Source organism: Klebsiella sp. V115_8, assembly GCF_029967715.1.
GTDB lineage: Bacteria > Pseudomonadota > Gammaproteobacteria > Enterobacterales > Enterobacteriaceae > Klebsiella > Klebsiella quasipneumoniae.
Window position 1 is genome coordinate 170,833 of record NZ_JASCAR010000022.1, and the last position, 26,145, is coordinate 196,977.

The 26,145-nt window shown below is 58.6% G+C and carries 26 protein-coding genes; 13 read left to right on the forward strand and 13 right to left on the reverse strand.

The features are described 5' to 3' along the window. Positions 1-5: 5 nt before the first annotated feature. Together hcp and hcr are read left to right on the forward strand one after the other, a co-directional pair. A complete protein-coding gene (gene hcp, locus QLG03_RS06820) occupies positions 6-1,658 on the forward strand; it encodes a hydroxylamine reductase (protein ID WP_255988125.1) in 1,653 nt (550 codons plus the stop codon). 10 nt (positions 1,659-1,668) lie between these two features. After that, entirely contained in the window at positions 1,669-2,637 is a 969-nt protein-coding gene (hcr, locus tag QLG03_RS06825; RefSeq protein ID WP_255988127.1) for an NADH oxidoreductase, read from the forward strand. An 86-nt stretch (positions 2,638-2,723) separates the two neighbouring features. Here the strand turns inward: hcr and QLG03_RS06830 are convergent, their stop codons facing one another. Further along, positions 2,724-3,158 (reverse strand): DoxX family protein, encoded by a 435-nt coding sequence (locus QLG03_RS06830; RefSeq protein WP_032455253.1) that lies wholly within the window; start codon positions 3,156-3,158, stop codon positions 2,724-2,726. 151 nt (positions 3,159-3,309) lie between these two features. Here QLG03_RS06830 and poxB point away from each other — a divergent pair, with 151 nt between their 5' ends. From poxB to QLG03_RS06850, 4 genes are all read left to right on the forward strand, one after another. Further along, complete coding sequence (poxB, locus tag QLG03_RS06835) at positions 3,310-5,028, forward strand: ubiquinone-dependent pyruvate dehydrogenase (protein WP_023288997.1); 1,719 nt, start codon at positions 3,310-3,312, stop codon at positions 5,026-5,028. Between the two features lie 38 nt (positions 5,029-5,066). Then, positions 5,067-6,068: a low-specificity L-threonine aldolase gene (gene ltaE / locus QLG03_RS06840; protein WP_101989826.1), complete on the forward strand. Its 1,002-nt coding sequence runs from the start codon at positions 5,067-5,069 to the stop codon at positions 6,066-6,068. A 10-nt stretch (positions 6,069-6,078) separates the two neighbouring features. Beyond that, on the forward strand, positions 6,079-7,521 hold the full coding sequence (locus QLG03_RS06845) for an SDR family oxidoreductase (protein ID WP_243816967.1): 1,443 nt from the start codon (positions 6,079-6,081) through the stop codon (positions 7,519-7,521). A gap of 87 nt (positions 7,522-7,608) precedes the next feature. After that, positions 7,609-8,622: an NAD(P)-dependent oxidoreductase gene (locus QLG03_RS06850; RefSeq protein WP_065881864.1), complete on the forward strand. Its 1,014-nt coding sequence runs from the start codon at positions 7,609-7,611 to the stop codon at positions 8,620-8,622. Here the strand turns inward: QLG03_RS06850 and QLG03_RS06855 are convergent. Together QLG03_RS06855 and QLG03_RS06860 are read right to left on the reverse strand one after the other, a co-directional pair. Continuing rightward, positions 8,619-9,449 (reverse strand): N-acetylmuramoyl-L-alanine amidase, encoded by an 831-nt coding sequence (locus QLG03_RS06855; RefSeq protein ID WP_064158123.1) that lies wholly within the window; start codon positions 9,447-9,449, stop codon positions 8,619-8,621. The genes QLG03_RS06850 and QLG03_RS06855 overlap by 4 nt on opposite strands. 31 nt (positions 9,450-9,480) lie before the next feature. Continuing rightward, complete coding sequence (locus QLG03_RS06860) at positions 9,481-10,620, reverse strand: GGDEF domain-containing protein (RefSeq protein WP_023288993.1); 1,140 nt, start codon at positions 10,618-10,620, stop codon at positions 9,481-9,483. A 361-nt stretch (positions 10,621-10,981) separates the two neighbouring features. Here QLG03_RS06860 and yahO point away from each other — a divergent pair, with 361 nt between their 5' ends. The 7 genes from yahO (at position 10,982) to artJ (ending at position 16,037) form a co-directional block, all read left to right on the forward strand. Continuing rightward, the gene (yahO, locus tag QLG03_RS06865; protein WP_023288992.1) at positions 10,982-11,254 is read left to right on the forward strand and encodes a DUF1471 family periplasmic protein YahO; all 273 of its coding nucleotides are present in this window, start codon (positions 10,982-10,984) and stop codon (positions 11,252-11,254) included. 254 nt (positions 11,255-11,508) lie between these two features. Further along, entirely contained in the window at positions 11,509-12,024 is a 516-nt protein-coding gene (locus tag QLG03_RS06870; protein ID WP_023288991.1) for a lipoprotein, read from the forward strand. 226 nt (positions 12,025-12,250) lie between these two features. Then, positions 12,251-12,979: an arginine ABC transporter ATP-binding protein ArtP gene (gene artP, locus QLG03_RS06875; protein ID WP_032428704.1), complete on the forward strand. Its 729-nt coding sequence runs from the start codon at positions 12,251-12,253 to the stop codon at positions 12,977-12,979. Between the two features lie 20 nt (positions 12,980-12,999). After that, positions 13,000-13,731 (forward strand): arginine ABC transporter substrate-binding protein ArtI, encoded by a 732-nt coding sequence (artI, locus tag QLG03_RS06880; protein ID WP_002896390.1) that lies wholly within the window; start codon positions 13,000-13,002, stop codon positions 13,729-13,731. Between the two features lie 6 nt (positions 13,732-13,737). Then, positions 13,738-14,454 (forward strand): arginine ABC transporter permease ArtQ, encoded by a 717-nt coding sequence (gene artQ, locus QLG03_RS06885; RefSeq protein WP_023288989.1) that lies wholly within the window; start codon positions 13,738-13,740, stop codon positions 14,452-14,454. Continuing rightward, positions 14,454-15,122 carry an arginine ABC transporter permease ArtM gene (artM, locus tag QLG03_RS06890; protein ID WP_004201338.1) on the forward strand — a complete coding sequence of 223 codons (669 nt, stop codon included), beginning with the start codon at positions 14,454-14,456 and terminating at the stop codon, positions 15,120-15,122. Before artQ ends, artM begins: the two co-directional genes overlap by 1 nt. Positions 15,123-15,305: 183 nt before the next feature. Continuing rightward, positions 15,306-16,037 (forward strand): arginine ABC transporter substrate-binding protein ArtJ, encoded by a 732-nt coding sequence (gene artJ / locus QLG03_RS06895; protein ID WP_004201336.1) that lies wholly within the window; start codon positions 15,306-15,308, stop codon positions 16,035-16,037. 77 nt (positions 16,038-16,114) lie between these two features. Here artJ and QLG03_RS06900 read toward each other — a convergent pair whose 3' ends face one another. The 10 genes from QLG03_RS06900 to rimK all read right to left on the reverse strand — a co-directional run bounded on the left by QLG03_RS06900 (position 16,115) and on the right by rimK (position 26,126). Continuing rightward, positions 16,115-17,587 carry an ATP-binding protein gene (locus QLG03_RS06900; protein ID WP_023288988.1) on the reverse strand — a complete coding sequence of 491 codons (1,473 nt, stop codon included), beginning with the start codon at positions 17,585-17,587 and terminating at the stop codon, positions 16,115-16,117. Next, positions 17,584-18,300 carry a response regulator transcription factor gene (locus QLG03_RS06905; protein ID WP_023288987.1) on the reverse strand — a complete coding sequence of 239 codons (717 nt, stop codon included), beginning with the start codon at positions 18,298-18,300 and terminating at the stop codon, positions 17,584-17,586. Before QLG03_RS06905 ends, QLG03_RS06900 begins: the two co-directional genes overlap by 4 nt. 78 nt (positions 18,301-18,378) lie before the next feature. Beyond that, the gene (gene rlmC / locus QLG03_RS06910; protein ID WP_032455246.1) at positions 18,379-19,506 is read right to left on the reverse strand and encodes a 23S rRNA (uracil(747)-C(5))-methyltransferase RlmC; all 1,128 of its coding nucleotides are present in this window, start codon (positions 19,504-19,506) and stop codon (positions 18,379-18,381) included. A gap of 41 nt (positions 19,507-19,547) precedes the next feature. After that, positions 19,548-20,036, reverse strand: coding sequence for a YbjO family protein (locus QLG03_RS06915; RefSeq protein WP_110238038.1), 489 nt, complete (start codon positions 20,034-20,036; stop codon positions 19,548-19,550). 57 nt (positions 20,037-20,093) lie between these two features. After that, positions 20,094-20,939: a putrescine ABC transporter permease PotI gene (potI, locus tag QLG03_RS06920; protein ID WP_023288984.1), complete on the reverse strand. Its 846-nt coding sequence runs from the start codon at positions 20,937-20,939 to the stop codon at positions 20,094-20,096. Then, a complete protein-coding gene (gene potH / locus QLG03_RS06925; protein ID WP_004201331.1) occupies positions 20,936-21,889 on the reverse strand; it encodes a putrescine ABC transporter permease PotH in 954 nt (317 codons plus the stop codon). Before potH ends, potI begins: the two co-directional genes overlap by 4 nt. A gap of 10 nt (positions 21,890-21,899) precedes the next feature. Beyond that, complete coding sequence (gene potG, locus QLG03_RS06930; RefSeq protein ID WP_044521950.1) at positions 21,900-23,033, reverse strand: putrescine ABC transporter ATP-binding subunit PotG; 1,134 nt, start codon at positions 23,031-23,033, stop codon at positions 21,900-21,902. A gap of 161 nt (positions 23,034-23,194) precedes the next feature. Next, positions 23,195-24,307, reverse strand: coding sequence for a spermidine/putrescine ABC transporter substrate-binding protein PotF (gene potF / locus QLG03_RS06935; protein ID WP_023288982.1), 1,113 nt, complete (start codon positions 24,305-24,307; stop codon positions 23,195-23,197). Between the two features lie 348 nt (positions 24,308-24,655). Continuing rightward, positions 24,656-25,135: a YbjN domain-containing protein gene (locus QLG03_RS06940; RefSeq protein ID WP_002896365.1), complete on the reverse strand. Its 480-nt coding sequence runs from the start codon at positions 25,133-25,135 to the stop codon at positions 24,656-24,658. An 88-nt stretch (positions 25,136-25,223) separates the two neighbouring features. After that, entirely contained in the window at positions 25,224-26,126 is a 903-nt protein-coding gene (gene rimK / locus QLG03_RS06945; RefSeq protein WP_023288981.1) for a 30S ribosomal protein S6--L-glutamate ligase, read from the reverse strand. Positions 26,127-26,145: the final 19 nt, after the last annotated feature.

Genomic DNA, 26,145 nt, shown 5'->3' on the forward strand with positions numbered 1-26,145 from the left:
TGACCATGTTTTGTGTGCAATGTGAACAAACCATTCGTACCCCGGCCGGCAACGGCTGCTCTTACGCGCAAGGGATGTGCGGTAAAACAGCGGAAACCTCCGATCTGCAGGATCTGCTGATTGCGTCACTGCAAGGCCTCTCCGCCTGGGCGCTCAAGGCCCGCGAATATGGCATTATCGACCACGACGTCGATAGCTTTGCGCCGCGCGCTTTTTTCTCTACGCTGACTAACGTTAACTTCGACTCCCCGCGTATCGTTGGCTATGCGCGCCAGGCTATCGCCATGCGTGAAGCGCTTAAAGCGCAGTGCCTGAACATTGATGCCCACGCGACGGTTAACAATCCGATGGCCGCTCTGCAACTGGCTAGCGACGATCTGGGCGACCTGCAGCGTCAGGCGGCGGAATTTACCCCGAACAAAGACAAAGCGGCCATCGGCGAGAACATTCTCGGCCTGCGCCTGCTGTGCCTGTACGGCCTGAAAGGCGCTGCGGCTTATATGGAGCACGCGCACGTTCTCGGCCAGTACGACAACGACATCTACGCCCAGTACCATAAAATCATGGCATGGCTGGGTACCTGGCCTGCCGATATGAACGCGCTGCTGGAGTGCTCAATGGAGATCGGCCAGATGAACTTCAAAGTCATGAGCATTCTGGACGCCGGTGAGACCAGCAAATACGGTCATCCGACCCCAACCCAGGTCAACGTTAAAGCGACCGAGGGCAAGTGCATCCTGATCTCCGGCCATGACCTGAAAGATCTCTATAACCTGCTGGAGCAGACCGAAGGCACCGGCGTTAACGTCTATACCCACGGGGAAATGCTGCCGGCGCACGGCTATCCGGAGCTGCGTAAATTCAAACACCTGATTGGGAACTACGGCAGCGGCTGGCAGAACCAGCAGGTGGAGTTCGCCCGCTTCCCGGGCCCCATCGTCATGACCTCTAACTGCATCATCGACCCCACAGTCGGCGCCTACGACGATCGTATCTGGACCCGCAGCATCGTCGGCTGGCCGGGCGTGAACCACCTGGAAGGTGAAGACTTCGCGCCGGTTATCGCCCAGGCGCAGCAGATGGCGGGCTTCCCGTACAGCGAGATCCCGCATCTGATCACCGTCGGCTTTGGCCGTCAGACCCTGCTCGGCGCGGCGGACACACTGATCGATCTGGTCAGCCGGGAAAAACTGCGTCACATTTTCCTCGTCGGCGGCTGCGATGGCGCCCGCGGGGAACGTAACTATTTCACCGATTTCGCCACCAGCGTGCCGGACGACTGCCTGATCCTGACCCTGGCCTGCGGTAAATACCGCTTCAACAAGCTGGACTTCGGCGATATCGAAGGCCTGCCGCGTCTGGTGGATGCCGGGCAGTGCAACGATGCCTACTCGGCGATTATTCTGGCGGTCACGCTGGCGGAAAAACTGGGCTGCGGCGTCAACGATCTGCCGCTGTCGCTGGTGCTTTCCTGGTTCGAGCAGAAAGCGATCGTCATCCTGCTGACGCTGCTGTCTCTCGGCGTGAAAAACATTGTCACCGGCCCGACGGCGCCTGGCTTCTTCACTCCGGATCTGCTGGCTATCCTCAATGAGAAGTTTGGTCTGCGTTCCGTGACCACCGTGGAACAAGATATGCAGCTGCTGCTGAGCGCGTAAGGAGTCCCTGATGACCATGCCAACCTCACAATGCCCGTGGCGAATGCAGGTGCATCACATCCATCAGGAAACGCCGGATGTGTGGACCGTTTCATTGCTCTGCCATGACTATTATCCGTACCGTGCCGGGCAGTACGCCCTGGTCAGCGTGCGTCATTCGGCAGAGACCCTGCGCGCTTACACTATTTCGTCCACGCCGGGCGTCAGCGAATATATTACGTTGACCGTTCGCCGTATTGACGATGGCGCGGGCTCACAGTGGCTCACCCGCGACGTAAAGCGCGGCGACTATATCTGGCTGTCCGACGCGATGGGGGATTTCACCTGCGAGGATAAAGCGGATGATAAGTTCCTGCTGCTGGCCGCTGGCTGCGGCGTCACGCCGATCATGTCGATGCGCCGCTGGCTGGCGAAGTACCGTCCGCAGGCCGACGTGCAGGTGATCTATAGCGTTCGTTCGCCGGAGGATGTGATCTTTGCCGAAGAGTTGCGCAACTATCCGGTTACCCTGGTGGCGGAGCACCACGCGACGCACGGTTTTGTCGCCGGCCGTCTGACCCCGGAACTACTGCAGAGCGTACCGGATATCGCCAGCCGCACCGTGATGACCTGCGGGCCAGCGCCGTATATGGAGAAAGTTGAACAGGACGTTGCCGCCCTGGGTGTTACCCGCTTCTTTAAGGAGAAGTTCTTCACCCCGGTGGCGGAGGCCGCCACCAGCGGGCTGAAATTCACCAAACTGCAGCCGGCGCGAGAATTTTACGCGCCGGTGGGCACCACCCTGCTCGATGCGCTGGAGAGCAATCAGGTGCCGGTGACCGTCGCCTGCCGCGCCGGCGTCTGCGGCTGCTGCAAAACCAGAGTCGTTTCCGGGGAGTATAGCGTCACCAGCACCATGACGCTGACCGACGGCGAAATCGCCGACGGCTATGTGCTGGCCTGCTCCTGTCACCCGCTGGGCGATCTGGTTCTGGCCTGACCTTAAAAGGCCGGATGACGCTATGCTTATCCGGCCTCTGTATCTGCTTTACGTCGTACGCAGTTGTTCCGCCTTTCGGCGCATGGCTATCGCCAGACCGACTGACCGGCCAGCGAGTAACGCCCGGCGCCCAAAAGCGCAATCGCCAGCGCGCCAACAAAGAAATAGACCAGATTCTCAATCGCCCACGCGCCCACCGCATCAAGCGCAAACGTCTTGCCGAGACCGACCATCAGCCACGCCACTACCATGGTGAAAGCCAACACCAGCGCCGCTGGGCGCGTCAGGATGCCGACAATCAACAAACAGGGGGCAACCACTTCCCCCACCAGCACACCGTAGGCGATAAACCCCGGCAACCCCTTCGCCACCAGCATCCCGCTAATGCCGTCCACGCCATCCAGCAGCTTGTGCAAACCGTGAAACAGCATTAACCCGCCGACGGCGAGTCGTAACAAGAGTTTACCGGCATCTTCATGCGACAGCGTTCTGTTTACTGTGTTTAACAATCCCTTAACCATTTGATGTGCTTCCTGTTTTACACCCTGTGAGACCCCAGAGTATGCCCAATACTTCAGCAATAAAACCAGCGAAAAATTGAGGGAAATCGGCAACGTACGCTGCAGTTTCATCTAAGCTTGAAGGCGTTATCAAAAAAAGGAGATGGAGATCATGAAACAAACCGTGGCCGCATACATTGCCAAAACGCTGGAACAGGCCGGCGTGAAACGTATCTGGGGCGTCACCGGCGATTCCCTCAATGGATTGAGCGATAGCCTGAACCGCATGGGCACCATCGACTGGATGGCCACCCGGCACGAAGAGGTCGCCGCTTTCGCCGCCGGCGCGGAGGCGCAACTGACCGGCGAACTGGCGGTCTGCGCCGGTTCCTGCGGTCCGGGTAACCTGCACCTGATCAACGGTCTGTTTGACTGTCACCGCAACCATGTCCCGGTGCTGGCGATTGCCGCCCACATCCCTTCCAGCGAGATTGGCAGCGGCTATTTCCAGGAGACCCATCCCCAGGAGCTGTTCCGCGAATGCAGCCACTACTGCGAGCTGGTCTCCACCCCGGAGCAGATCCCGCAGGTGCTGGCGGTGGCGATGCGTAAGGCGGTGATTAACCGCGGCGTATCGGTGGTGGTTCTGCCCGGCGACGTGGCGCTGAAAGCCGCCCCGGAGAGCGCCAGCAGCCACTGGTACCATGCGCCGTTGCCGACGGTCTCCCCGGCCGACGAGGAGCTGCGCAAGCTGGCGCAGCTTATCCGCTACTCCAGCAATATCGCGCTCATGTGCGGTAGCGGCTGCGCCGGCGCCCACCAGGAGCTGGTGGAGTTCGCAGCAAAAATTAAAGCCCCCATCGTCCATGCGCTGCGCGGTAAAGAGCATGTGGAGTATGACAACCCGTATGATGTGGGCATGACCGGGCTGATTGGCTTCTCTTCTGGCTTCCACACCATGATGAATGCCGACACCCTGATCCTGCTCGGCACCCAGTTCCCCTATCGCGCCTTCTATCCGACCGACGCCAAAATTATTCAGATCGACATTAACCCCGGCAGCATCGGCGCGCACAGTAAGGTTGATATGGCGCTGGTGGGCGACATCAAATCAACGTTAAAGGCGCTGCTGCCGCTGCTGGAAGAGAAAACCGATCGCCGCTTCCTCGATAAGGCGCTGGAGCACTATCGCGACGCGCGAAAAGGACTCGACGATCTGGCGAAGCCCAGCGAGAAGGCGATCCACCCGCAATATCTGGCGCAGCAGATCAGCCATTTTGCCGATGAAGACGCCATTTTCACCTGCGATGTCGGCACCCCGACCGTCTGGGCGGCACGCTATCTCAAGATGAACGGCAAACGCCGCCTGCTGGGTTCATTCAACCACGGCTCCATGGCCAACGCCATGCCGCAGGCCATTGGCGCCAAAGCCACCGCGCCGGAGCGTCAGGTGGTGGCCATGTGCGGCGACGGCGGGTTTAGCATGCTGATGGGGGATTTTCTGTCGCTGGCGCAGATGAAGCTGCCGGTGAAAATTATCATCTTTAACAACAGCGTGCTGGGTTTCGTGGCGATGGAGATGAAGGCCGGGGGCTATCTCACCGACGGCACAGAGCTGCACGACACCAACTTCGCCCGCATCGCCGAAGCCTGCGGTATTAAAGGTATTCGCGTTGAGAAAGCCGCCGAGGTGGATGAAGCGCTGCAGACCGCCTTCCGCACCGACGGTCCGGTGCTGGTCGACGTCGTGGTCGCCAAAGAGGAGCTGGCGATCCCGCCGCAGATCAAGCTGGAGCAGGCGAAAGGCTTTAGCCTGTATATGCTGCGGGCGATCATCAGCGGGCGCGGCGATGAAGTCATCGAACTGGCGAAAACCAACTGGCTCAGGTAAAACAGAAGCAATACTCTGAACCAGAACAAGGAAAAGCCGTGATCGATCTGCGCAGTGATACCGTTACCCGTCCCGGGCGCGCCATGTTGGAAGCCATGATGGCCGCCCCGGTCGGGGACGATGTGTATGGCGACGACCCTACCGTCAATGAACTTCAGCGCTACGCCGCCGACCTGGCCGGCAAAGAGGCGGCGCTGTTTCTGCCCACCGGCACCCAGGCCAACCTCGTCGGCCTGCTCAGCCACTGCCAGCGCGGCGAAGAGTATATCGTCGGCCAGGGGGCGCATAACTATCTGTACGAAGCCGGCGGGGCGGCGGTTCTCGGCAGTATTCAGCCGCAGCCGATTGACGCCGCGGCGGACGGCTCGCTGCCGCTGGATAAAGTCGCAGCGAAAATCAAACCTGACGATATCCATTTTGCCCCGACCCGCCTGCTGAGCCTGGAAAACACCCATAACGGTAAGGTGCTGCCGCGCGACTATCTCCAGGAAGCCTGGGCGTTTACCCGCCAGCGCGATCTGGCGCTGCACGTCGACGGCGCGCGCATCTTTAACGCCGTGGTCGCCTACGGCTGTGAGCTGCGCGATATCGCCCAGTACTGCGACTCCTTCACCATCTGCCTGTCAAAGGGGCTTGGCACCCCGGTTGGCTCGCTGCTGGTCGGCAGTGAGGCGTACATTCGCCGCGCCGTTCGCTGGCGGAAAATGGTCGGCGGCGGGATGCGCCAGGCGGGCATTCTGGCCGCCGCCGGGCTGTACGCGCTGAAAAATAACGTGCAGCGCCTGCAGGAGGATCATGATAACGCCGCGTGGATGGCGGATCAGCTGCGCGCCATCGGCGCCGACGTCACCCGTCACGATACCAACATGCTGTTCGTTCGCGTCGGTGATGAACAGGCCCGGGCGCTCGGCGAGTTTATGCAGGCGCGCGGCGTGCTGATCAACGCCTCGCCCATCGTCCGTCTGGTCACTCACCTGGATGTCAATCGTCAGCAGTTGAGCGAAGTGGTCGCCCACTGGCAGGCTTTTTTACAACGCTAAGGAGTCAGGCGTGTCGCAATCGGTTTTGGTGCTCGGCGCCAGCGGCTATATTGGTCAGCATTTAGTCCGCGAATTAAGCGCACGGGGTTATCCGGTGCTGGCGGCGGCGCGCCATACCGACCGACTGCAAAAACTCGCTTTGCCCGGCGTCACCTGCCGGTCAGTCGATCTCAATCAGCCGCAGGCTCTGCCTGCGCTGCTCACAGGTATCGATACCCTTTACTATCTGGTACACGGCATGGGCGAAGGCGGCGATTTTATCGCCCATGAGCGTCGGGTGGCGACGCATGTTCGCGATGCCCTGCGCCAGACGCCGGTGCGTCAGATTATCTTTCTCAGCTCGCTGCAGGCTCCAGCGCAGGAGCAGTCCGACCATCTGCGCGCTCGTCAGGTCACCGGCGATCTCCTGCGCGAGTCGGGCGTGCCGGTAACCGAGCTGCGGGCCGGAATTATCGTCGGCGCCGGCTCCGCCGCCTTCGAGGTGATGCGCGACATGGTCTATAACCTGCCGGTGCTGACCCCCCCGCGCTGGGTGCGTTCGCGTACCACCCCTGTCGCGCTGGAAAACCTGCTCGTTGACCTCGTTGAGCTACTGAATCACCCTTCCGACGCGCACTGCGTCTTCGAAGCCGCCGGTCCGGAGGTGTTAAGCTATCAGCAGCAGTTCATTCGCTTTATGGCCGTCAGCGGCAAACACCGCCCGCTCATTCCGATTCCCCTGCCGACGCGCTGGATCTCGGTGTGGTTCCTCAATGTCATCACCTCGGTGCCGCCGACCATCGCCAAAGCGCTAATTCAGGGGTTGAAGCACGATCTGATCGCCGATGACCGGACGCTGCGGGCGCTGATCCCGCAAACGCTGATCCCCTTCGATCAGGCGGTTCGCCGCACCCTGAAAGAAGAAGAGCAGCTGGTAAACTCCAGCGACTGGGGCTACGACGCCCAGGCTTTCGCCCGCTGGCGACCGGAGTATGGCTATTATCCGAAACAGGCAGGCTGCACCATCACCACTCAGGCGAGCCGCAAAGCCCTGTGGCAGGTCGTTAACCAAATCGGCGGTAAAGAGGGATATTTTTTCGGCAATCTGCTGTGGAAAACCCGCGGCGCGATGGATCTGCTGGTCGGCCACCGGCTGGCCAAAGGGCGACCGCAGCGCGACTATCTGCAGACCGGCGATACGGTCGACAGCTGGAAGGTGATTATCGTGGAGGAAGAAAAACAGCTCACTTTGCTGTTCGGCATGAAAGCGCCGGGACTGGGCCGGTTAAGCTTTACCATTACCGATAAAGGCGATCGTCGTGAACTGGACGTTCGCGCCTGGTGGCACCCGCACGGTATGCCGGGCCTGGTCTACTGGCTGCTGATGATCCCGGCGCACCTGTTTATTTTCCGCGGTATGGCGCAACGCATCGCCCGGTTGGCCGAACAAATCTCAGGCAGAGTCGAAGGATAAGCATTATTCTTTCATGATTCTCATTGCATAGTCGGGAGAATCACGGAAAAATGCGCACGAAATTCTTTTCTGGGACAGTAGAGTAATATGAAGGTACTGGTTACCGGTGCGACCAGCGGATTAGGCCGCAACGCAGTGGAATATCTGCGCAACAAGGGCATCAGCGTGCGAGCGACCGGGCGCAACGAAGCGATGGGTAAGCTTCTGAGCAAAATGGGGGCGGAATTCATCCCGGCAGATTTAACCGAGCTGGTCTCTTCGCAGGCTAAAGTGATGCTCGCCGGTATCGATACCCTGTGGCACTGCTCAAGTTTCACCTCGCCCTGGGGCACGCAGCAGGCTTTCGATCTCGCTAACGTCCGCGCCACCCGCCGCCTCGGCGAATGGTCGGTAGCATGGGGCGTACGCAATTTCGTCCATATCTCTTCGCCCTCGCTCTATTTTGATTATCACCACCATCGCGATATTCAGGAAGATTTCCGCCCGCACCGCTTCGCCAATGAGTTTGCCCGCAGCAAGGCGGCCAGCGAAGAGGTGATCAACCTGCTGGCGCAGGCCAACCCGCACACCCGTTTTACCATTTTGCGCCCGCAGAGCCTGTTCGGGCCGCACGATAAAGTCTTTATTCCCCGGCTGGCGCAAATGATGCAGCACTACGGCAGCGTCCTGTTGCCGCGGGGCGGCAGCGCGCTGGTCGATATGACCTATTATGAAAATGCCGTCCACGCGATGTGGCTGGCGAGCCAGCCGACCTGCGATCACCTTCCCTCCGCCCGCGCGTGGAATATCAGCAATGGCGAACCGCGCACCCTGCGCAGCATCGTGCAGAAACTGATCGATGAGCTGGGCATCAAATGCCGGATCCGTTCAGTTCCCTACCCGATGCTGGATATTATCGCCCGCAGCATGGAGCGTTTTGGCGATAAAACGGCCAAAGAGCCGGCCTTTACCCACTACGGCGTCTCTAAACTTAATTTTGATTTTACGCTCGATATCACGCGCGCGCAGGATGAGCTGGGCTATCAGCCGGTGGTGACGCTGGACGACGGGATTGTGCGTACCGCCGCCTGGTTACGCGACCACGGTAAACTTCACCGCTAACCCTGGCCATATTTCTCTAACAGCGCCTCGGCTATCGCTTCGGTTTGCGCATCCGCTACGCCATCCCAGCGCTGGGGGCGGAAGTGCATCTGGAAGGCGATAATTACCCGTTTCTTCTGCGCGGGAGTCATCTCCGGCGTGACCTGATAGCCATAGCGCGCCAGCAAATCCAGCACCTCCTCAGGGTCCACTGGCTCACTGGGCGGCCGCCCGTTCAGATAAAAAGCCACCCGCTGCTCGTCCGGCCAGGCGCCAATCCCCTGCTGCGCCAGCTGTTGCCAGGGGAACAACGGCCCCGGATCGTCTTTGCGCTGCGGGGCGATATCGGCATGGGCCACCACGTTCTGCGGCGCGATGTGGTAGCGGGTGATAATATCGCGCGCCAGCGGGATCAGGGCCGCGATCTGTTCCGGGTGAAAGGGGGTAAAGCTTTTACCTCCCGCGGTCTTCTGCCAGCCGCGGTTTTCCAGTTCAATACCGATGGAAGTATCGTTGATGCGCGTGCTGCCGCGCCAGTAGCTTACACCGGCGTGCCAAGCCAGATCCTCTTCCGGCACCAGCTGCCAGATCCGCGGTTTATTATGGTGGCGCGGCGGCTGTTCAGGAATTAAATAGTGGGAGCTGACCTCTTTATCGGTCAGGGTCGCCAGAGAAGTATCAAAGTTGTCTGCCGTATAGTGGATCACCAGCACTTTTATTCGCGGATAGGCCGCCTGCGCCGGATGGCGGGTGTCCAGCTGGTATCCATCGCGATCGATAATCCCTTTTTCGCCGGCACAGCCGCTTAGCAGTAACGCCAGCAGCGCGATCAGCGCAATCCGTGTCATTCTTTCATCCTTGCCCGGCAGCGTCTCCGGGTTAATAAGACCATCGATTTCGTCCTTTATTTTTCGCCTGGTACAGCGCGCTGTCCGCCCGGGCGATCAGCGTCTCCATCGGAACCGTGCCGTCGGAGGCGACGACCCCCATACTGACGGTCACCACCGAGGCCACCGCCGAAGCCTCATGGGGGATCGCCGCCTCGCTAATTTTCTGCTGAATGCGCTCGGCAATGGAGGTGGCTCGCGCTAAGGAAACCCCCGGCAGGGCGATGACAAACTCTTCGCCGCCGTAGCGGGCGACCAGATCGCCCTCGGCCCGTACCGCCATTTTAAGCACCTGGGCGACAGTCGATAAGCAATCGTCGCCAGCCTGATGGCCATAGTGGTCGTTGTAACGCTTAAAGTAATCGACGTCGATCATCATCAGCGCCAACGGCGTTTTTTGCTGCCAAATCTCCGCCAGATAGGCATTCAGCGCCCGGCGATTCGCGGTCCCGGTTAATGCATCCTGGTTGGCAATACTTTCCAGCCGCTGAATAAGCCGCATATTTTCCTGATGCGTATTCCAGGCCTCATCATACCAGCGCTTAAGAATACGCCTGCCATAGAGTAAAATCGCCGTAAAAATGCCCCACAGGATCAAAAAGCGGACCTCAGTGTGAGGGTGGATCTGTAGTCCCGCCAGCAAGGCGGTTCCCCATAGCGGAAGCAAAAAAGCGATAATGCCGGGCCAATGGTGATACAGCGCGGCGAGGCCGGTGGTCATTAATATCACCAGCAGCGGCCAGGCGAAGGGCAGTGTCCAGAAAAAGATGAAACAGTAATTACTCAGGGACCAGCACAGGCTGAGTGCCAGCTGCAGGCCGGTGATAATGCTCAACGTATAGCGCCCCTGCGCCAGGCGCGGCGTGACGGCAATAATGGCTAAAATTACCGAAATAATAATAACCGCGATCAGCGCGACTTCGACATAAGGAATAACCGCCTGGTGCGTTAACAGCTTCTTATCAAAATGAGTAAAGATAAAATTGCGGAAGAAAACCATTAACGCAAAAGCGATATTGACAAAGGCCAGCCAGGGCATACTCATGGATAGCGCATGGCGCTGGACATTATCTCTGGTGGCCCACAGCTCGGTTCGCAGCTGGCGGACGCCCTCTTGCTTATTTGTTAACATCTTATCTCCCTGGTGACCTGCATGACCATGGGCGCAGACCCTGCTTTGCTTTATGATAAACCATGTTTCCGGGAATGTCTGTCAACGCTGCCCCCCTTTCTGCCCCGGCGCCTTAAGCTGATTTTCTGCTAACGTCAGATGAAAAGGGTCTGGTCCTCTCCCTATGTGTATCCGGCAAAAAAAAGCAAGCATTATCAATGCGAAATACGTCATCTTTTCTTTAAAAAAGAGTTAACTAACCGTCATAAAATTGCAGTATTCCACTTGAAAAAAAAACGGTGTTAGTACAATCTGAAACCGCTCATTGGTGAGATAAAACAAGAGCATGATGATAGCAAGATAAACAATGGAGTCTAAAAATATGAAATATGCAGCTTTAGTGGCAGGTGCAGCATTGTTTTTAACGGCGAACGCCTTCTCTGCAGAAATTTTAACGAAAGAAGCCTTCGATAAGGTCCATACGCAATATACTAAAATCGGTACCATTTCTTCTACCGGTCAGACTGCACCCAGCGATGCCCGTGAAGAACTGATTAAAAAGGCCGATGAGAAAGGCGCAGACGTTATCGTGCTCTCTTCCGGTAATACCGATAAAAAACTGCACATCTCCGCTAACATCTATAAGAAGAAGTAATTAATCTTATATTTCAAGAAACATTATCATATTGCCCGGGTAATGTTTCTTGTTTGCCCAAAAAGTCTGTTTATTTTTAAACGGCCCCCAGATTTTCCTGCCTTAATATCATACAGCGATCTCCCCTGTCGATGTCCTGCCCTAAGGCCGTAGTCACATCAAGGTCTTAGCTCTTTGCGTCAAGTACAATCCGTACGCTATACGCTATGCTTTAACGGAAACTGAAAACGTAGTTCGCTTATAAGGAAATCATCATGCGCTACAAACTTCTTGCAGCACTTCTCCCTTGCGCGCTGGCGCTCAGCGCCTGTACGACCGTCACCCCGGCCTATAAAGATAATGGCACCCGCAGCGGCCCCTGTGTCGAAGGCGGCCCTGACGACGTAGCGCAAAAATTCTACGACACCCAGCTCCAGAACCGTACGCAGGATCCGGCGGCGCTGCGCCCCTATCTCAGCGACGGCCTGGCGAAGTTACTCAATGACGCCCGTCAGGATCCGGCCAACAGCAAACTGCTGCAGGCTAACCTGTTCTCCAGCAGCAGCACCCCGGCGGACAGCGCCGTCGTCGCCAGCGCCTCAACCATCCCTAATCGCGATGCGCGCAACATTCCGCTGCGCGTGGAGCTGAAGCAGGGAACCCAGAGCTGGAAAGACGAAGTGCTGATGATCCAGGAAGGCCAGTGCTGGGCCGTCGATGACGTTCGCTATCTCGGCAACAACAGCCACGCGCCGGCCGGGACGTTGCGACAGAGTCTGGAGAAACGTTAGTTCCGGAGTTGAAGCAACGTCGCTGAAACGATAACCCCGGTAAAATGTCGGTATTCGCCCCGAGAATGCCGACATTTACTCCCCCCTCACCCACCAGGCAATATTTTGTGCTAACTTTAAAGCTAAACGTGGTTTAGATTTAACTTTTAACGCATAAATATTGCATAACTATTCTGCCAAAGGTAGTATTTGCGGCCTCAATAGCTATTCGTATCAGACTGCCCAGATGAGTATTAAACTAAACGGCATTAATTGCTTCTACGGCGCGCACCAGGCGCTGTTCGACATCACGCTGGATTGCCCGCAGGGGGAAACGCTGGTGCTGCTCGGCCCCAGCGGTGCCGGGAAGAGCTCGCTGCTGCGCGTACTCAACCTGCTGGAGATGCCGCGTTCCGGTTCATTAACCATCGCCGGTAACCATTTCGACTTCACCAGAGCGCCGTCCGATAAAGCGATTCGCGAACTGCGGCAGAACGTCGGCATGGTCTTTCAGCAGTACAACCTGTGGCCGCACCTGACGGTACAGCAGAACCTGATCGAGGCCCCCTGTCGCGTACTGGGGTTAAGCAAGGATCAGGCGCTGGCTCGCGCTGAGAAGCTGCTGGAGCGCCTGCGTCTGAAGCCCTACAGCGATCGTTACCCGCTGCATTTATCCGGCGGTCAGCAGCAGCGTGTGGCGATCGCCCGCGCGCTGATGATGGAGCCGCAGGTTCTGTTGTTCGATGAGCCTACCGCGGCGCTCGACCCGGAAATCACCGCCCAGATCGTTAGCATCATCCGCGAGCTGGCTGAAACCGGCATCACCCAGGTTATCGTCACCCATGAAGTTGAAGTGGCGCGCAAGACGGCCAGCCGGGTGGTGTATATGGAAAATGGCCATATCGTCGAGCAAGGGGATGCCTCCTGCTTCACGCATCCGCAAACTGACGCGTTTAAAAACTATCTTTCACACTGATGTTTTTCGGGGAAATGACGATGAAAAAAGTACTGATTGCCGCCCTGCTCGCAGGCATGAGCCTCTCCGCTTCCGCCGCGCAAACCATTCGTTTCGCCACCGAGGCCTCCTACCCTCCGTTTGAGCTGGTGGATGCCAACAACCAGATCGTCGGTTTCGATGTGGATCTGGCTAACGCGCTGTGTAAAGAGATCGACGCCACCTGTACCTTTACCAACCAGGCCTTTGACAGCCTGATCCCGGGCCTGAAATTCCGCCGTTTCGACGCGGTCATGGCCGGGATGGACATCACGCCTGAGCGTGAAAAGCAGGTCCTGTTCTCCACCCCGTATTATGACAACTCGGCGCTGTTCGTCGGTCAGCAGGGCAAGTTCACCAGCATTGACCAGCTGAAGGGCAAAAAAGTGGGCGTACAGAACGGCACCACCCACCAGAAATTTATCACGGATAAACATCCGGAAATCACCACCGTGCCTTACGACAGCTACCAGAATGCGAAGCTGGATCTGCAGAACGGTCGTATTGACGCAGTCTTCGGTGATACCGCCGTGGTCACCGAATGGCTGAAGAGCAATCCGAAGCTGGCGGCCGTGGGCGATAAAGTGACCGACAAAGCCTATTTCGGCACCGGGCTGGGCATTGCCGTGCGTCAGGGCAACACCGACCTGCAGCAGAAATTTAACGCTGCGCTGGAAAAAGTGAAGAAAGACGGCACTTACCAGACCATCTATAACAAATGGTTCCAGAAGTAAGACTGAATGAACGAAATTTTTCCATTAGCAAGCGCCGCCGGGATGACCGTCGGCCTTGCCGTTTGCGCGCTCGCCATCGGCCTCGTCCTGGCGATGCTCTTCGCGGTACTGGAGTCAGTGAAATGGCGCCCGGTAGCCTGGCTTGCAACCGGCATTGTGACCATTCTGCGCGGCCTACCGGAAATTCTGGTGGTGCTGTTTATCTATTTCGGCTCGTCCCAGCTGCTGCTGACGCTCTCTGACGGTTTCACCATCCCGCTCGGGTTCACGCAGATCCCGGTGCAGATGCAGATTGAGAACTTTGACGTCAGTCCGTTCCTCTGCGGGGCGATCGCCCTGTCGCTGCTGTATGCCGCCTACGCCTCGCAAACGCTGCGCGGCGCGCTGAAAGCCGTTCCGCAGGGTCAGTGGGAGTCCGGCCAGGCGCTGGGGCTGTCGAAAGCGGCCATTTTCTTCCGCCTGGTGATGCCGCAGATGTGGCGCCATGCCCTGCCCGGTCTCGGCAACCAGTGGCTGGTGCTGCTGAAGGACACCGCGCTGGTGAGCCTGATCAGCGTCAACGATCTGATGCTGCAGACCAAAAGCATCGCCACCCGCACTCAGGAGCCCTTTAACTGGTATATCATTGCCGCAGCAATCTATCTCGTCATCACCCTGTTGAGTCAATACATCCTTAAGCGGATTGACCAGCGTGCGACGCGCTTCGAACGGAGACCAGGCTGATGCTCGACTACTTACCCGAACTGCTGAAAGGCCTGCATACCAGCCTGACGCTGACCGTGGCGTCGATTATCGTGGCGCTGATCCTGTCGCTGATCTTTACCATTATCCTGACGCTGAAGACGCCGGGGCTGGTGTGGATAGTGCGCGGCTACATCACCCTGTTTACCGGTACGCCGCTGCTGGTGCAGATCTTCCTGATCTACTATGGCCCCGGGCAGTTTCCTTCGCTGCAGGAATATCCATGGCTGTGGCATCTTATCTCCGAGCCGTGGCTGTGCGCCCTGATCGCCCTGTCGCTTAACAGCGCCGCCTATACCACCCAGCTGTTTTACGGCGCCATCCGGGCGATCCCCGACGGGCAATGGCAGTCGTGCAGCGCGCTGGGGATGAGTAAAAAGGATACCCTGGCGATCCTGCTGCCGTACGCCTTTAAACGCGCGCTGTCGTCCTACTCCAACGAAGTGGTGCTGGTGTTCAAAAGTACCTCTCTGGCCTACACCATCACCCTGATGGAAGTGATGGGTCACGGCCAGCTGCTGTACGGACGGACCTACGACGTGATGGTGTTCGGCGCCGCCGGGATTATTTATCTCATCGTCAACGGGTTGCTGACCCTGTTGATGCGCCTGGTGGAGCGCAAAGCGCTAGCTTTCGAACGGCGTAACTAGCGCCTGGCGTATTTGCATAATAAGCGAACAACAAGACGGACAAGTCTAATACCTGTCCGTCTTTTTTTATATAAAATAAAATATTTAATCATTTTTATTGAATACAAATTCATTTAATGGCATTGTCACCCTATGCCGCAGACACGGCGAATAATCATAAGATTGACAGACGGGAGTTCCACGATGAAAAAGTTAGTTCTGGCTGCACTGCTCACCACGTTCACCTTCGGCGCCGCCGCCGCGGAGAAAATCAGCTTCGGCGTGTCCGCGACCTATCCGCCGTTTGAATCGATGGACGCGAATAACCAGATTGTCGGCTTTGATATCGATCTGGCCCATGCGCTGTGCAAACAAATGCAGGCAGAATGCACCTTTACCAACCACGCGTTTGACAGCCTGATCCCGGCGCTGAAGTTTAAGAAGTATGACGCGGTGATTTCCGGAATGGATATTACGCCGGAACGCAGCAAGCAGGTGGCCTTCACCGACCCGTACTACGCCAACTCCGCGCTGGTGATCGCCAAAAAAGACGCGTTCCACTCGTTCGATGATTTGAAAGGCAAACGGATCGGCATGGAAAACGGCACCACCCACCAGAAATATCTGCAGGATAAACATCCTGAGGTGAAGACCGTCGCCTATGACAGCTACCAGAACGCGATTATCGACCTGAAAAATGGCCGTATCGACGGCGTGTTCGGCGACACGGCGGTGGTCAACGAGTGGCTGAAAACCAACCCGCAGCTGGGGGCAGCCACGCCGAAAGTAACCGATCCGCAATACTTCGGCACCGGCCTTGGGATTGCCGTGCGCCCGGATAACAAGGCGCTGCTGGAGAAACTGAACGCCGCGCTGAAGGCGATTAAAGCCGACGGTACCTACCAGAAAATCAGCAACCAGTGGTTCCCGGAGTAACTTTTTTGCCGGGTGGCGCTGCGCTTACCCGGCCGTCCCCGTAGCCGGGTAAGGCGTAGCCGCCACCCGGCAATTTCTCAAAGTGGCACGAAGAACCTGAACCGCGCCCCGCTTACCGACTCCACCAGCCGGATCCCGCCCCCGTGCAGCTCCAGCATCCGTTTCACAATCAGCAGCCCTAACCCACCGCGATCCTCCCGCGACGCCTGGGTAGACAACGCCGACGGCCGCTGGAACAGATCATCGCGCAGCGCGGCATCGACGCCCGTTCCGTTGTCTGCCACTTCAACCTGGAGCTGTTGATTCTCCTGCCAGACCGCCAGACGGATCTCCCCGCCGACGGGAGTATGCCGCATCGCGTTATCGAGCAGGTTGGTCACCACCCTCTCAATCATCGACACATCGGCGTTGATCAGCGGCAACGGCCCCGGCACATCAATTTGCAGGTTCACCTCGCGCGTGCGGGCGGTGAGTTCAAACTTCTGCGCCACGTCGGAAATCAGCTCCCCCATCGCGAAACGCTCGCGCTGCGGCTTAATGCTCCCGTGCTCCAGTCGCGCCAGCTCAAACAGCTGCTGTGAAAGATGGCGCACCTTGTTGCCCTGGCGCAGGGCGATGGTGAGATACTGCCTGCGCTCCTCGGCGGTCAGCCTTTCGTCCTTCAGGGTCAGCGTTTCCAGATACCCCAGCAGCGAAGTCAGCGGTGTGCGCAAATCGTGGGAAATATTGGCCACAAATTCGCGGCGCTGGCGGTCGCTGTCGGCCAGCCGATCCCACTGACCGGCTATCTGCCGGGCAAGGTCAATAAAGCGGTTCTCAAGGACCGCTACCTCGTTACCGGGCTGTGGCTCCGGCGTGCGGGCCGCCAGGGTTTTGATGGCGCTGATGCTGTCCCGATCGTTCGCCGCCACCTGGGCGGTGAGCTGGCGGACAGGCCGGGTAACCCAGAACCATGCCAGGCCTCCCGCCAGCAGACCAAACAGGGCCACCAGCAGCAGGGTCCACAGAACAATGCTCCACAGCGTTTTTTGCCAGGCGTCGGCCGCCAGCTGATTAAAGGTCTCCCCCTGCAAAATGATATACAGGTAGCCGCGCAGCTGGCCGTCGACGCGCAGCGGGGCGGCGCTGAAGACTTTTCGCCCGTCAAGGCTGCGGGGATCGTCGCCATACACCGGCGACGTACTGCCGGTGAGAAAAACCTGTACCGGCGCCATGTCGATCCGCTGGCGCTGGATATGGCCCGGCGGCGCCGCATCGGCCAGCAGGTCGCCATCAGGCGACAGCAGATAGAGCTCCACGCTGGGATTAAAGGTCATCAGGCGGTCAAACAGCGACTTCAGGGTTTGCCGGTTGACCTCGCCGTGGGCGTCCAGCAGCGGTTCGCGGGCCACTATTTGCTGAGCCAGCCCGGCGGAGAGGCGCTGCACCATGGCGTTGCCATACTGCGCGCTGCTGTGTAACTGAACGGCGCACACCGCCGCCGCGCACAGCATCAGCAGGGAGACCACCACCAGCGCCAGCCGCTGGCTGAGGCTCAGGCGGCGGATCACGGGGCGGCCTCCTGGGTCACCGGGGCGAACTTATAGCCTTTTCCCCAGACGGTCAGAATGATGTCCGGCTCGGCCGGGTCACGTTCGATTTTACTGCGCAGGCGGTTGATATGGGTATTGACCGTGTGCTCATAGCCCTCATGCTGATATCCCCAGACCTGCTCCAGCAGCGCCAGCCGGGAAAACACCTCCCCGGGATGGCGGGCAAAGTAATACAGAAGCTCGAATTCGCGCGGCGTGAGGTCCACCATCTCGCCGCGCAGCCTCACTTCGCGGGACAGCGGATCGATGCTCAGACCATGGCAGGACAGGCGCCCGGCGTCCATCAGCAGGTTCTGCCCCATCGCCTCCTGGCGACGAAACAGCGCTTTAACGCGGGCGATAAGTTCCAGTAACGAAAAGGGTTTCGCCAGATAGTCGTCGGCGCCCATCTCCAGGCCCAGCACACGGTGCATTTCGCTGGTGCGAGCGCTGATGATGATCACCGGCAGATAGCGGGTCATCTGGCGGATGCGCCGGCAGATCTCCAGGCCATCGACGCCGGGCAGCATCAAATCGAGGATCACCGCATCCCAGACCCGCGTTTCCAGTCGGGCGAGGGCCTGGCCGCCATCGGCCTCATGCACAATCTGATAGCCCTCATCCTGCAGATTGAGCCGCAGCAGCGTGGCTATATCCTCATCATCTTCCACCAGCAGAATGGTTTTGGCCATTAGATTCCCCCCACCAATAACAAAACATGCTGCGTCAAGCTTACCCGATTTCGGCGGCGCAAAGCCTTCACATTTTGTTTAAACTTCGCGGACCAGCAGGGTCAGCACTTCGTAGTGGGCGGTATGAGGGAACATATCAAACAGCTGGACCCGCTCGACGCGATAGCCGCTAAGACGGGCAATGTCGGTCGCCATGGTGCGGGCGTTACAGCTGGAATAGATAATGTAGGGCGGCGCCATGCGGCTTAAATAGTCGCACAGTTCAGGGCCAATGCCGCGTCGCGGCGGGTTGACCAGTACCAGCTGCGGGATATCCGCTTCATGCGTGGCGAACCGCGTGGAGTCCAGCGCCTGAAAATGCAGATTGCCGAGCCCCAGCTGCGCGGCAGACTGCCTGGCGCAGGCGATCGCTTCCGGGGCTATCTCTATCCCGGTCAGGCGCATCGCCGGCGTCGCGCAGTGCAGGCCAAAACCGCCGACGCCGCAAAACAGATCCCACATATGCTGGACCGGCAGCGCGCGCACCCAGTCGCGGGCGGTGGCGTACAGCCGGCTGGCTACCGTCGGGTTAGTCTGAAAGAAGCTTTGCGGACGGATCCACAGCGGCACCTCATTAAAGACCTCGCCCAGCGCCTGCTGTTCGGTGAAGAAGATCTCCTGCTCGCCTTCCATGATTGCCATATGCACCGGCTGGATATTCGCCGTGATCACCTTGAGCTGCGGGAGCTGTGCCTGCAGCCAGGGCAGCGCGGCGCGCAGCTGGGCCACCTTGGCCTCTGAGCGCAGCACAAAGCGCAGCATCATCTCCCCCTGCTGGCTGGCGGTCAGCAGCAGATATTTCAGCTCCCCGCGCTTGCGCGCGACGTTGTAGGGAGTTAACCCGGCGCGGGCGATAAAGGGCTTCAGGCCGGCAAACACCGGCGCAAACTCGGCGGGATAGAGCGGGCAGTCGGTGAGGTCCACCGGGGTGCCATCGCGGTGCAGCATCCCCAGCAGCGGACGCTCAACGCTGCCGCTGACCACCATTTTGGCCTTGTTACGGAAAGCCGCCTCCGGCCCGCTGACCGGCTCGCCCCAGTCGGCGACGGGGATTGCCGCCAGCAGCGTGCGCAGGTCGGCCATTTTATCGGCGAGCTGTTGCGGAACCGACCGTTCCAGCCATTGACAGGAACGGCAGCGGCCGGCGTCGTAGAGTGCGCAATGCATAATTGACCTTCAAAATTCCAGGGGCGGGGATTGTATCACCGTTATTGCAGGCGGAAAAACCGACGGCAGGTCGCTGGCACAAACAGCAGCGTCAGGACCAGCAGATCCGGCAGTTTTTGCATCACCAGCGAGTGGAAGATCTCCCGTTTGGATTCGCCGGGAATACTGAACAGCTCCGGATACCCGTAGCCCAGCGACGCCGCCCACAGGTAGCCGGCGGCTATTATCTGCGTCAGCAGATAGACCCAGCGCGCCCAGTTGCGCCCTTTCACCAGCGAGAAGGCGCACCAGATTTCGATAAACACCAGCGCCAGGCTGCCGAGGAAGATCAGCGTCAGGTTCCAGGTCTGGACGCTACGGTGTATGAATTCGTTCAGCCCCTGCAGGCCCAACAAATTGAGGATCATCAGCAGATCCAGACCGCGAATCAAAATAATCGCAAAGGCCGCCACCTGCACCAGCGCAGGGACGTTAAGGCGGGCATGCGATGAGCGAGTTTTCGTAAACAATCCCAACGTAATGTCTTCCATGAAAACGGCGCCACAGAGTGGCGCCGACCGGAGGCTGCTGTACCGATTTTAGGTGGTTCAGCCTTGTCTTGCACGCTGGATATCGCGCACTCGCTGCTTTTCTGCGCGGGCCATCAAATACCAGGCGATAAAACCAACAACGCCGACCACGCCGAGGATGAGCGTCGCCAGTGCGTTAATCTCCGGGTTGACCCCCATGCGCACGCTGGAGAAGACCAGCATCGGCAAGGTCGTGGCCCCGGGACCAGAGACAAAGCTGGCGATCACCAGGTCATCCAGCGACAGCGTGAAGGCCAGCAGCCAGCCGGAGATCACCGCTGGCATAATCATCGGCAGCGTGATGACGAAGAAGACCTTCAGCGGCGCGGCGCCCAGATCCATCGCCGCCTCTTCGATCGAGTGGTCCAGCTCACGCAGGCGCGAGGAGATCACCACCGCCACGTAGGCGGTACAGAAGGTGACGTGCGCCAGCCAGATGGTCAGCATCCCGCGATCCGACGGCCAGCCGATGGCATGTCCCAGCGCCACGAACAGCAGCAGCAGCGAGAGCCCGGTGATCACGTCCGGCATGACCAGCGGCGCGGTGATCATAAACGCGAAGCCGTTGGAGCCGCGAAAACGTCCAAAGCGCACCATCACCACCGCGGCGATGGTGCCAAGGATCGCCGCCGCCGTCGCCGCGCAGGCGGCGATAGTCAGGCTGAGCCCCACCGCGCTCATCATCGCGTCATCGTGGAACAGCTCGCTATACCAGCGCGTTGACCACCCGGCCCAGACCGTCACCAGCTTTGAGCTATTGAAGGAGTAGATCACCAGCATCAGCATCGGGGCATAGAGGAAGGTGAACCCGAGCACGAGGATCAGAATGCGCCACGGCGAGCGTACTACCGGCAAGTCGTTCATCCCTGCTCTCCCATCTGTTTTTGCTGGTGCTTATGGAACCACATGATCGGCACGATCAGCAGCAGCAGCATGACAATCGCCACCGCCGAAGCCACCGGCCAGTCACGGTTGTTAAAGAACTCCTGCCACAGCACGCGGCCAATCATAATGCTGTCCGGCCCGCCCAGCAGCTCCGGGATCACGAACTCCCCCACCGCCGGGATAAACACCAGCATGGAGCCAGCGATAATCCCCCCTTTGGTGAGCGGAACGATCACCTGAAAGAAGGTCTTCAGCGGCCGGGCGCCGAGATCCAGCGAGGCCTCCACCAGCGAATAGTCGATGCGGGTCAGCGCGGTGTAGATAGGCAGCACCATAAACGGCAGATAGGCATAGACGATACCGATATATACCGCCAGGTTGGTGTGCAGGATCTCCAGCGGCTGATCGATAACCCCTAGCCACAGCAGGAAGTTATTCAACACCCCGTTGCTTTTCAGCAGTCCCATCCAGGCATAGACGCGGATCAAAAACGACGTCCACGACGGGAGGATCACCAGCAACAGCAGAATATTGCGCGTCGACGGCTTGCTGTGCGCCACCGCCCAGGCCAGCGGATAGCCCAGCAGCAGGCAGCAGAGCGTCGAGATGCCCGCCACCTGCAGCGACTGCAGATAAGCCTCAAAATAGAGCGGATCGTCGGTCAGCTGCAGGAAGTTGGCAAAGTTAAGGGTCAGCGTCAGCTGACCATCCGCCCACTCCATCAGATCGGTGTAGGGAGGGATCGCCCGCGCCATCTCGGCAAGACTTATCTTGAACACGATCAGGAACGGCAGCATAAACAACAGGATCAGCCACAGATAGGGCAGCGCGATCACCAGCTTGCGGCCATGCGCCATCTGCAGGCGCGCCGCCCACAGCGCGAAGCCGCCCGGTTTTTTCGCCCCTGACGGGGATTCAACGGTACTCATCGCCCTCTCCTTACACCGTCAGTACAACGCAGCTGTCCGCATCCCAGCATAAACGCACCTCGTCGCCCCAGGTGGGCGTCCCTTTCCGATGGCGGTGCTCATTCTGCAGCTGGGCGCTGATCATCTGCCCGCTTTGTAGGCGCACATGGTAGATGGAGAGGTCCCCCAGATAGGCGATATGAATCACCTCGCCGACGGCAAAATTGTAGCCATCCGCCGGCGGTTCATCGCACAGCATGATTTTCTCCGGACGCAGCGCCACCCACACCGGCACGTTGTCCACCACCGAGGCGTCGGGGTCGACCTTCAGCGGATGCACCAGTCCCGGCGAGCGCAGCACCAGGCCATCTTCCAGACGCTCTTTCACCAGCCCTTCAAAGACGTTCACCGAGCCGATGAACTCGGCGCTGTAGCGGGTGGTCGGGTGCTCGTAAATCTCTTCCGGTTCGCCAATCTGCACAAACTTGCCGCGGTTCATGATGGCGATACGGCCCGCCATGGTCATGGCCTCTTCCTGATCGTGAGTCACCATCACGCAGGTCACGCCAACGCGCTCAAGAATATCCACCACCTCCAGCTGCATGCGATCGCGCAGCTTTTTATCCAGCGCCCCCATCGGCTCGTCGAGCAGCAGCAGCTTTGGTCGTTTCGCCAGGCTGCGCGCCAACGCGACGCGCTGGCGTTGACCGCCAGAGAGCTGGTGCGGCTTACGTTTAGCGAACTCCTGCATGTGCACCAGAGCCAGCATCTCCTGCACCCGGGCGGTGATTTCCGCCTTAGGCAGACGATCCTGCTTCAGACCGAAAGCGATATTCTGCTCAACGGTCATATGGGGAAATAGGGCGTAGGACTGGAACATCATATTGATAGGCCGCTGATAGGGCGGTACGCGCGCCAGATCCACGCCGTCGAGCATAATCTGTCCGGCGGTCGGTTGCTCAAAGCCCGCCAGCATGCGCAGCAGGGTCGATTTCCCGCAGCCTGATGCGCCCAGCAGAGCAAAAATTTCGCCTTTATAAATAGTGAGACTGACATCGTCGACAGCGTGCTGGCCATCAAACGACTTGGTTAAGTTACGGATTTCCAGCAGCGGGGTCAGCGCTTTGGGGGCTTTCGCCTGTGGGCGGGGCATTACGTCGTTCAATCGGGTGCTCTCCGGCAAAAAAACGATCACCATATGGTCCGGTGCCATACTTCGTGCTTAACAGTGCAGGTGCACCATCCTGGTGCTTCTGCTCGCCGGGCGCGCTGCCATTTCCCGGCGAGTGCCGTTCTGATACGGCCCGCTTACCGGGCCGTCAGAGTTTATTTACCGCTCTTCACTTTGGTCCACGCGCGGGTGCGCACGCGGTCGATCTTCGGATCCTGCACCTTCAGCGTGAACAGTTTGGCGAACACATCCGCTGGCGGATAAATCGCCGGGTTGTTACGGATAGTCTCGCTGACCAGCGGCGTGGAGGCCTTGTTGCCGTTGGCGTAGAACACCTGGTCGCTGATTTTGGCGATCACATCCGGGCGCATCAGATAGTTAAGGAACTGATAGGCCTCATCTTTATTCTTAGCGTCGGCCGGCATCGCAAAGACGTCAAAGAACGCCAGGGCGCCTTCCTTCGGAATAAAGTAGGAGACGTTGACGCCGTTCTTCGCCTCTTTCGCGCGGTTCGCCGCCTGCCAGACGTCCCCTGCCCAGCCGATCGCCACGCAGATGTCGCCATTGGCGAGGTCGTTAATATATTGCGAAGAGTGGAAGTAGCGGATGTTCGGCCGCAGCTTCAGCAGCAGATCGGTGGCCGGACCGGTGTAATCATTCGCTTTGCTGCTGTTCGGATCCTTGCCAAGGTAGTTCAGCACGGTGGCGAAAATCTCTTCCGGCGCGTCGAGGAAGGAGACGCCGCAGCTTTTCAGTTTTTCAAGGTTCTCCGGCTTCAGCACCAGATCCCAGCTGTCCACCGGCGCATCTTTGCCGAGGACGGCTTTCACTTTATCAACGTTGTAGCCAATGCCCGTCGTCGCCCACAGGTAAGGCATGGCGTATTTATTCTCCGGGTCATGCTTGGCGACCAGCTTCAGCACTTCGGGGTCGAGATTCTTCCAGTTAGGCAGCTTGCTCTTATCCAACGGCTGGAACACGCCCGCCGCCAGCTGGCGCTCAAGGAAGCTGGCCGATGGCACCACCAGATCGAAACCGGTGCTGCCGGCCATTAATTTACCTTCCAGCACTTCATTGGAATCAAAAACGTCATACACGACTTTAATCCCGGTCTCTTTTTCGAAATTGGCCACGGTGTCCGGCGCAATATAATCAGACCAGTTATAGACATGCAGGGTTTTTTGTTCGGCGGCGAGCGAACCGGCAGAGACGGCCATCAGCGCACCCGTAACCAGACCTGTTAACCATTTTTTACCAAAGGCGGTCATATCTCTTTTCCTTCTCAACGCCCGTTAACTTACGGGCTCAAATATACGCATTTCTACGCATGCAAAAATCATGCATATTTTTTCATTGCCTGAGAAAAGGAGAGCGGATCTCTCCCGGAGTGGTTGCTCGCAACTGGAAGCATCGCCAGAATAACTGTAGCCAGAATAAGAGGCTATAGCCCAGGTAAAAAAACGCCTTTTATCAAATTTTTATGCAATAACGGTCTACGTGATAAGCCAAAACGGCCTGAATGGCGGTGAATAATGCTTTAAAGAAAGGTTAAATGCAGAATAAAAGCGGGTAATACGCAGCCGCTGCGGTAGTGGCTGCGCTAATTTTAGGCAGGTTTAGTGAAGAAAATGGTATTGCACGTTTTCTGCGGCCGGCTCTTCTTCTTCGCCTTTATACAGCAGCTGATTGGCGCCGGCTTCGAGGATCACCATCGAGATCTGCTCCTCGCTTTGGCGGAAGAACCAGGCGAACTGCTCCATCGTCACCCCGGGGCCGATAGACAGCGACTGGCAGACCACCAGCTTGGGCAAATTATCGTCCTGAATGTCGATAAACGCCTTCACGGTTAACGAACTGGCGTTGATGGCCGAGAGATCCGCCGACAGCGCCAGTAAAGCAGACGGCTTCACCTCCGCCAGGGCGGAAAAGAGCACCACGTTATCCACCAGGTCAATTTTGGCATCAAAAATACCGTCGAAATTCTGCATATGCGGCAGGTGCAATGCCTGACAGGAATCGCACTCAAAAAAGCTGATGCCGATCTCATCCAGCCAGCGACGTAGCGTATCCAGACCTGGAACGACCAGTGAATCCATAGTGCCTGTGACCTCTTACAGTGGAAAAACGACGCCATAGCTTACGCAAAAAAAGCGCCGCATACCATGACAGTCTTGCATCCGGCGGTTAGCCGCCTATTTTCAAACAGAATTCCGGTGTCGCCTGGCGCTCGATCCAGGCGATCATCCTGCTGGCGATGTCCACGCCGGAGGTGGTTTCCACGCCTTCCAGTCCGGGCGAGGCATTCACCTCCATCACCAGCGGCCCGCGGGTGGCGCGTAAAATATCGACACCGGCGACGTCCAGGCCCAGGGTTTGCGTCGCCTTGATGGCAATGGCGCGCTCCTCATCGCTAATCTGCGCCACCGTAGCCATGCCGCCACGGTGCAGGTTAGAGCGAAAATCGCCCTCTTTCGCCCGCCGTTCGATCGCCGCCACCACCTCATTGCCGACCACCAGGCAGCGAATATCGCAGCCTTTCGCCTCGGCAATGTACTCCTGCACCAGGATGTGGGCGTTCAGCCCGCGAAAGGCGTCGATCACGCTCTCCGCCGCCTGGCGGGTCTCCGCCAGCACCACGCCGATCCCCTGGGTGCCCTCCACCAGCTTCACCACCAGCGGCGCGCCGCCGACCATGGCGATCAGATCGCTGGTGTCATCGGGGGAGTGAGCGATGCCGGTCAGCGGCAGATCGATGCCCTGGCGCGCCAGCAGCTGCAGCGAGCGCAGCTTATCGCGAGCGCGGGTGATGGCGACCGATTCGTTCAGCGGATAGCTTCCCAGGAGCTCAAACTGACGCAGGGCCGCGGTGCCATAGTAGGTAATCGCCGAGCCAATGCGCGGGATCACCGCATCAAAGTGCGGCAGCTGGCGCCCTTTATAGTGGATCGAAGAGGCCACCGGGCTGACGTTCATATAACAGGAAAGCGGATCGAGGATCTCGACCTGATGCCCGCGCTGTTGCGCCGCTTCGCGCAGGCGTCGACATGAATAAAGCGTTCCATCCCGGGATAATATGGCAATTTTCATCCTGCACCTCTGCAAAAAG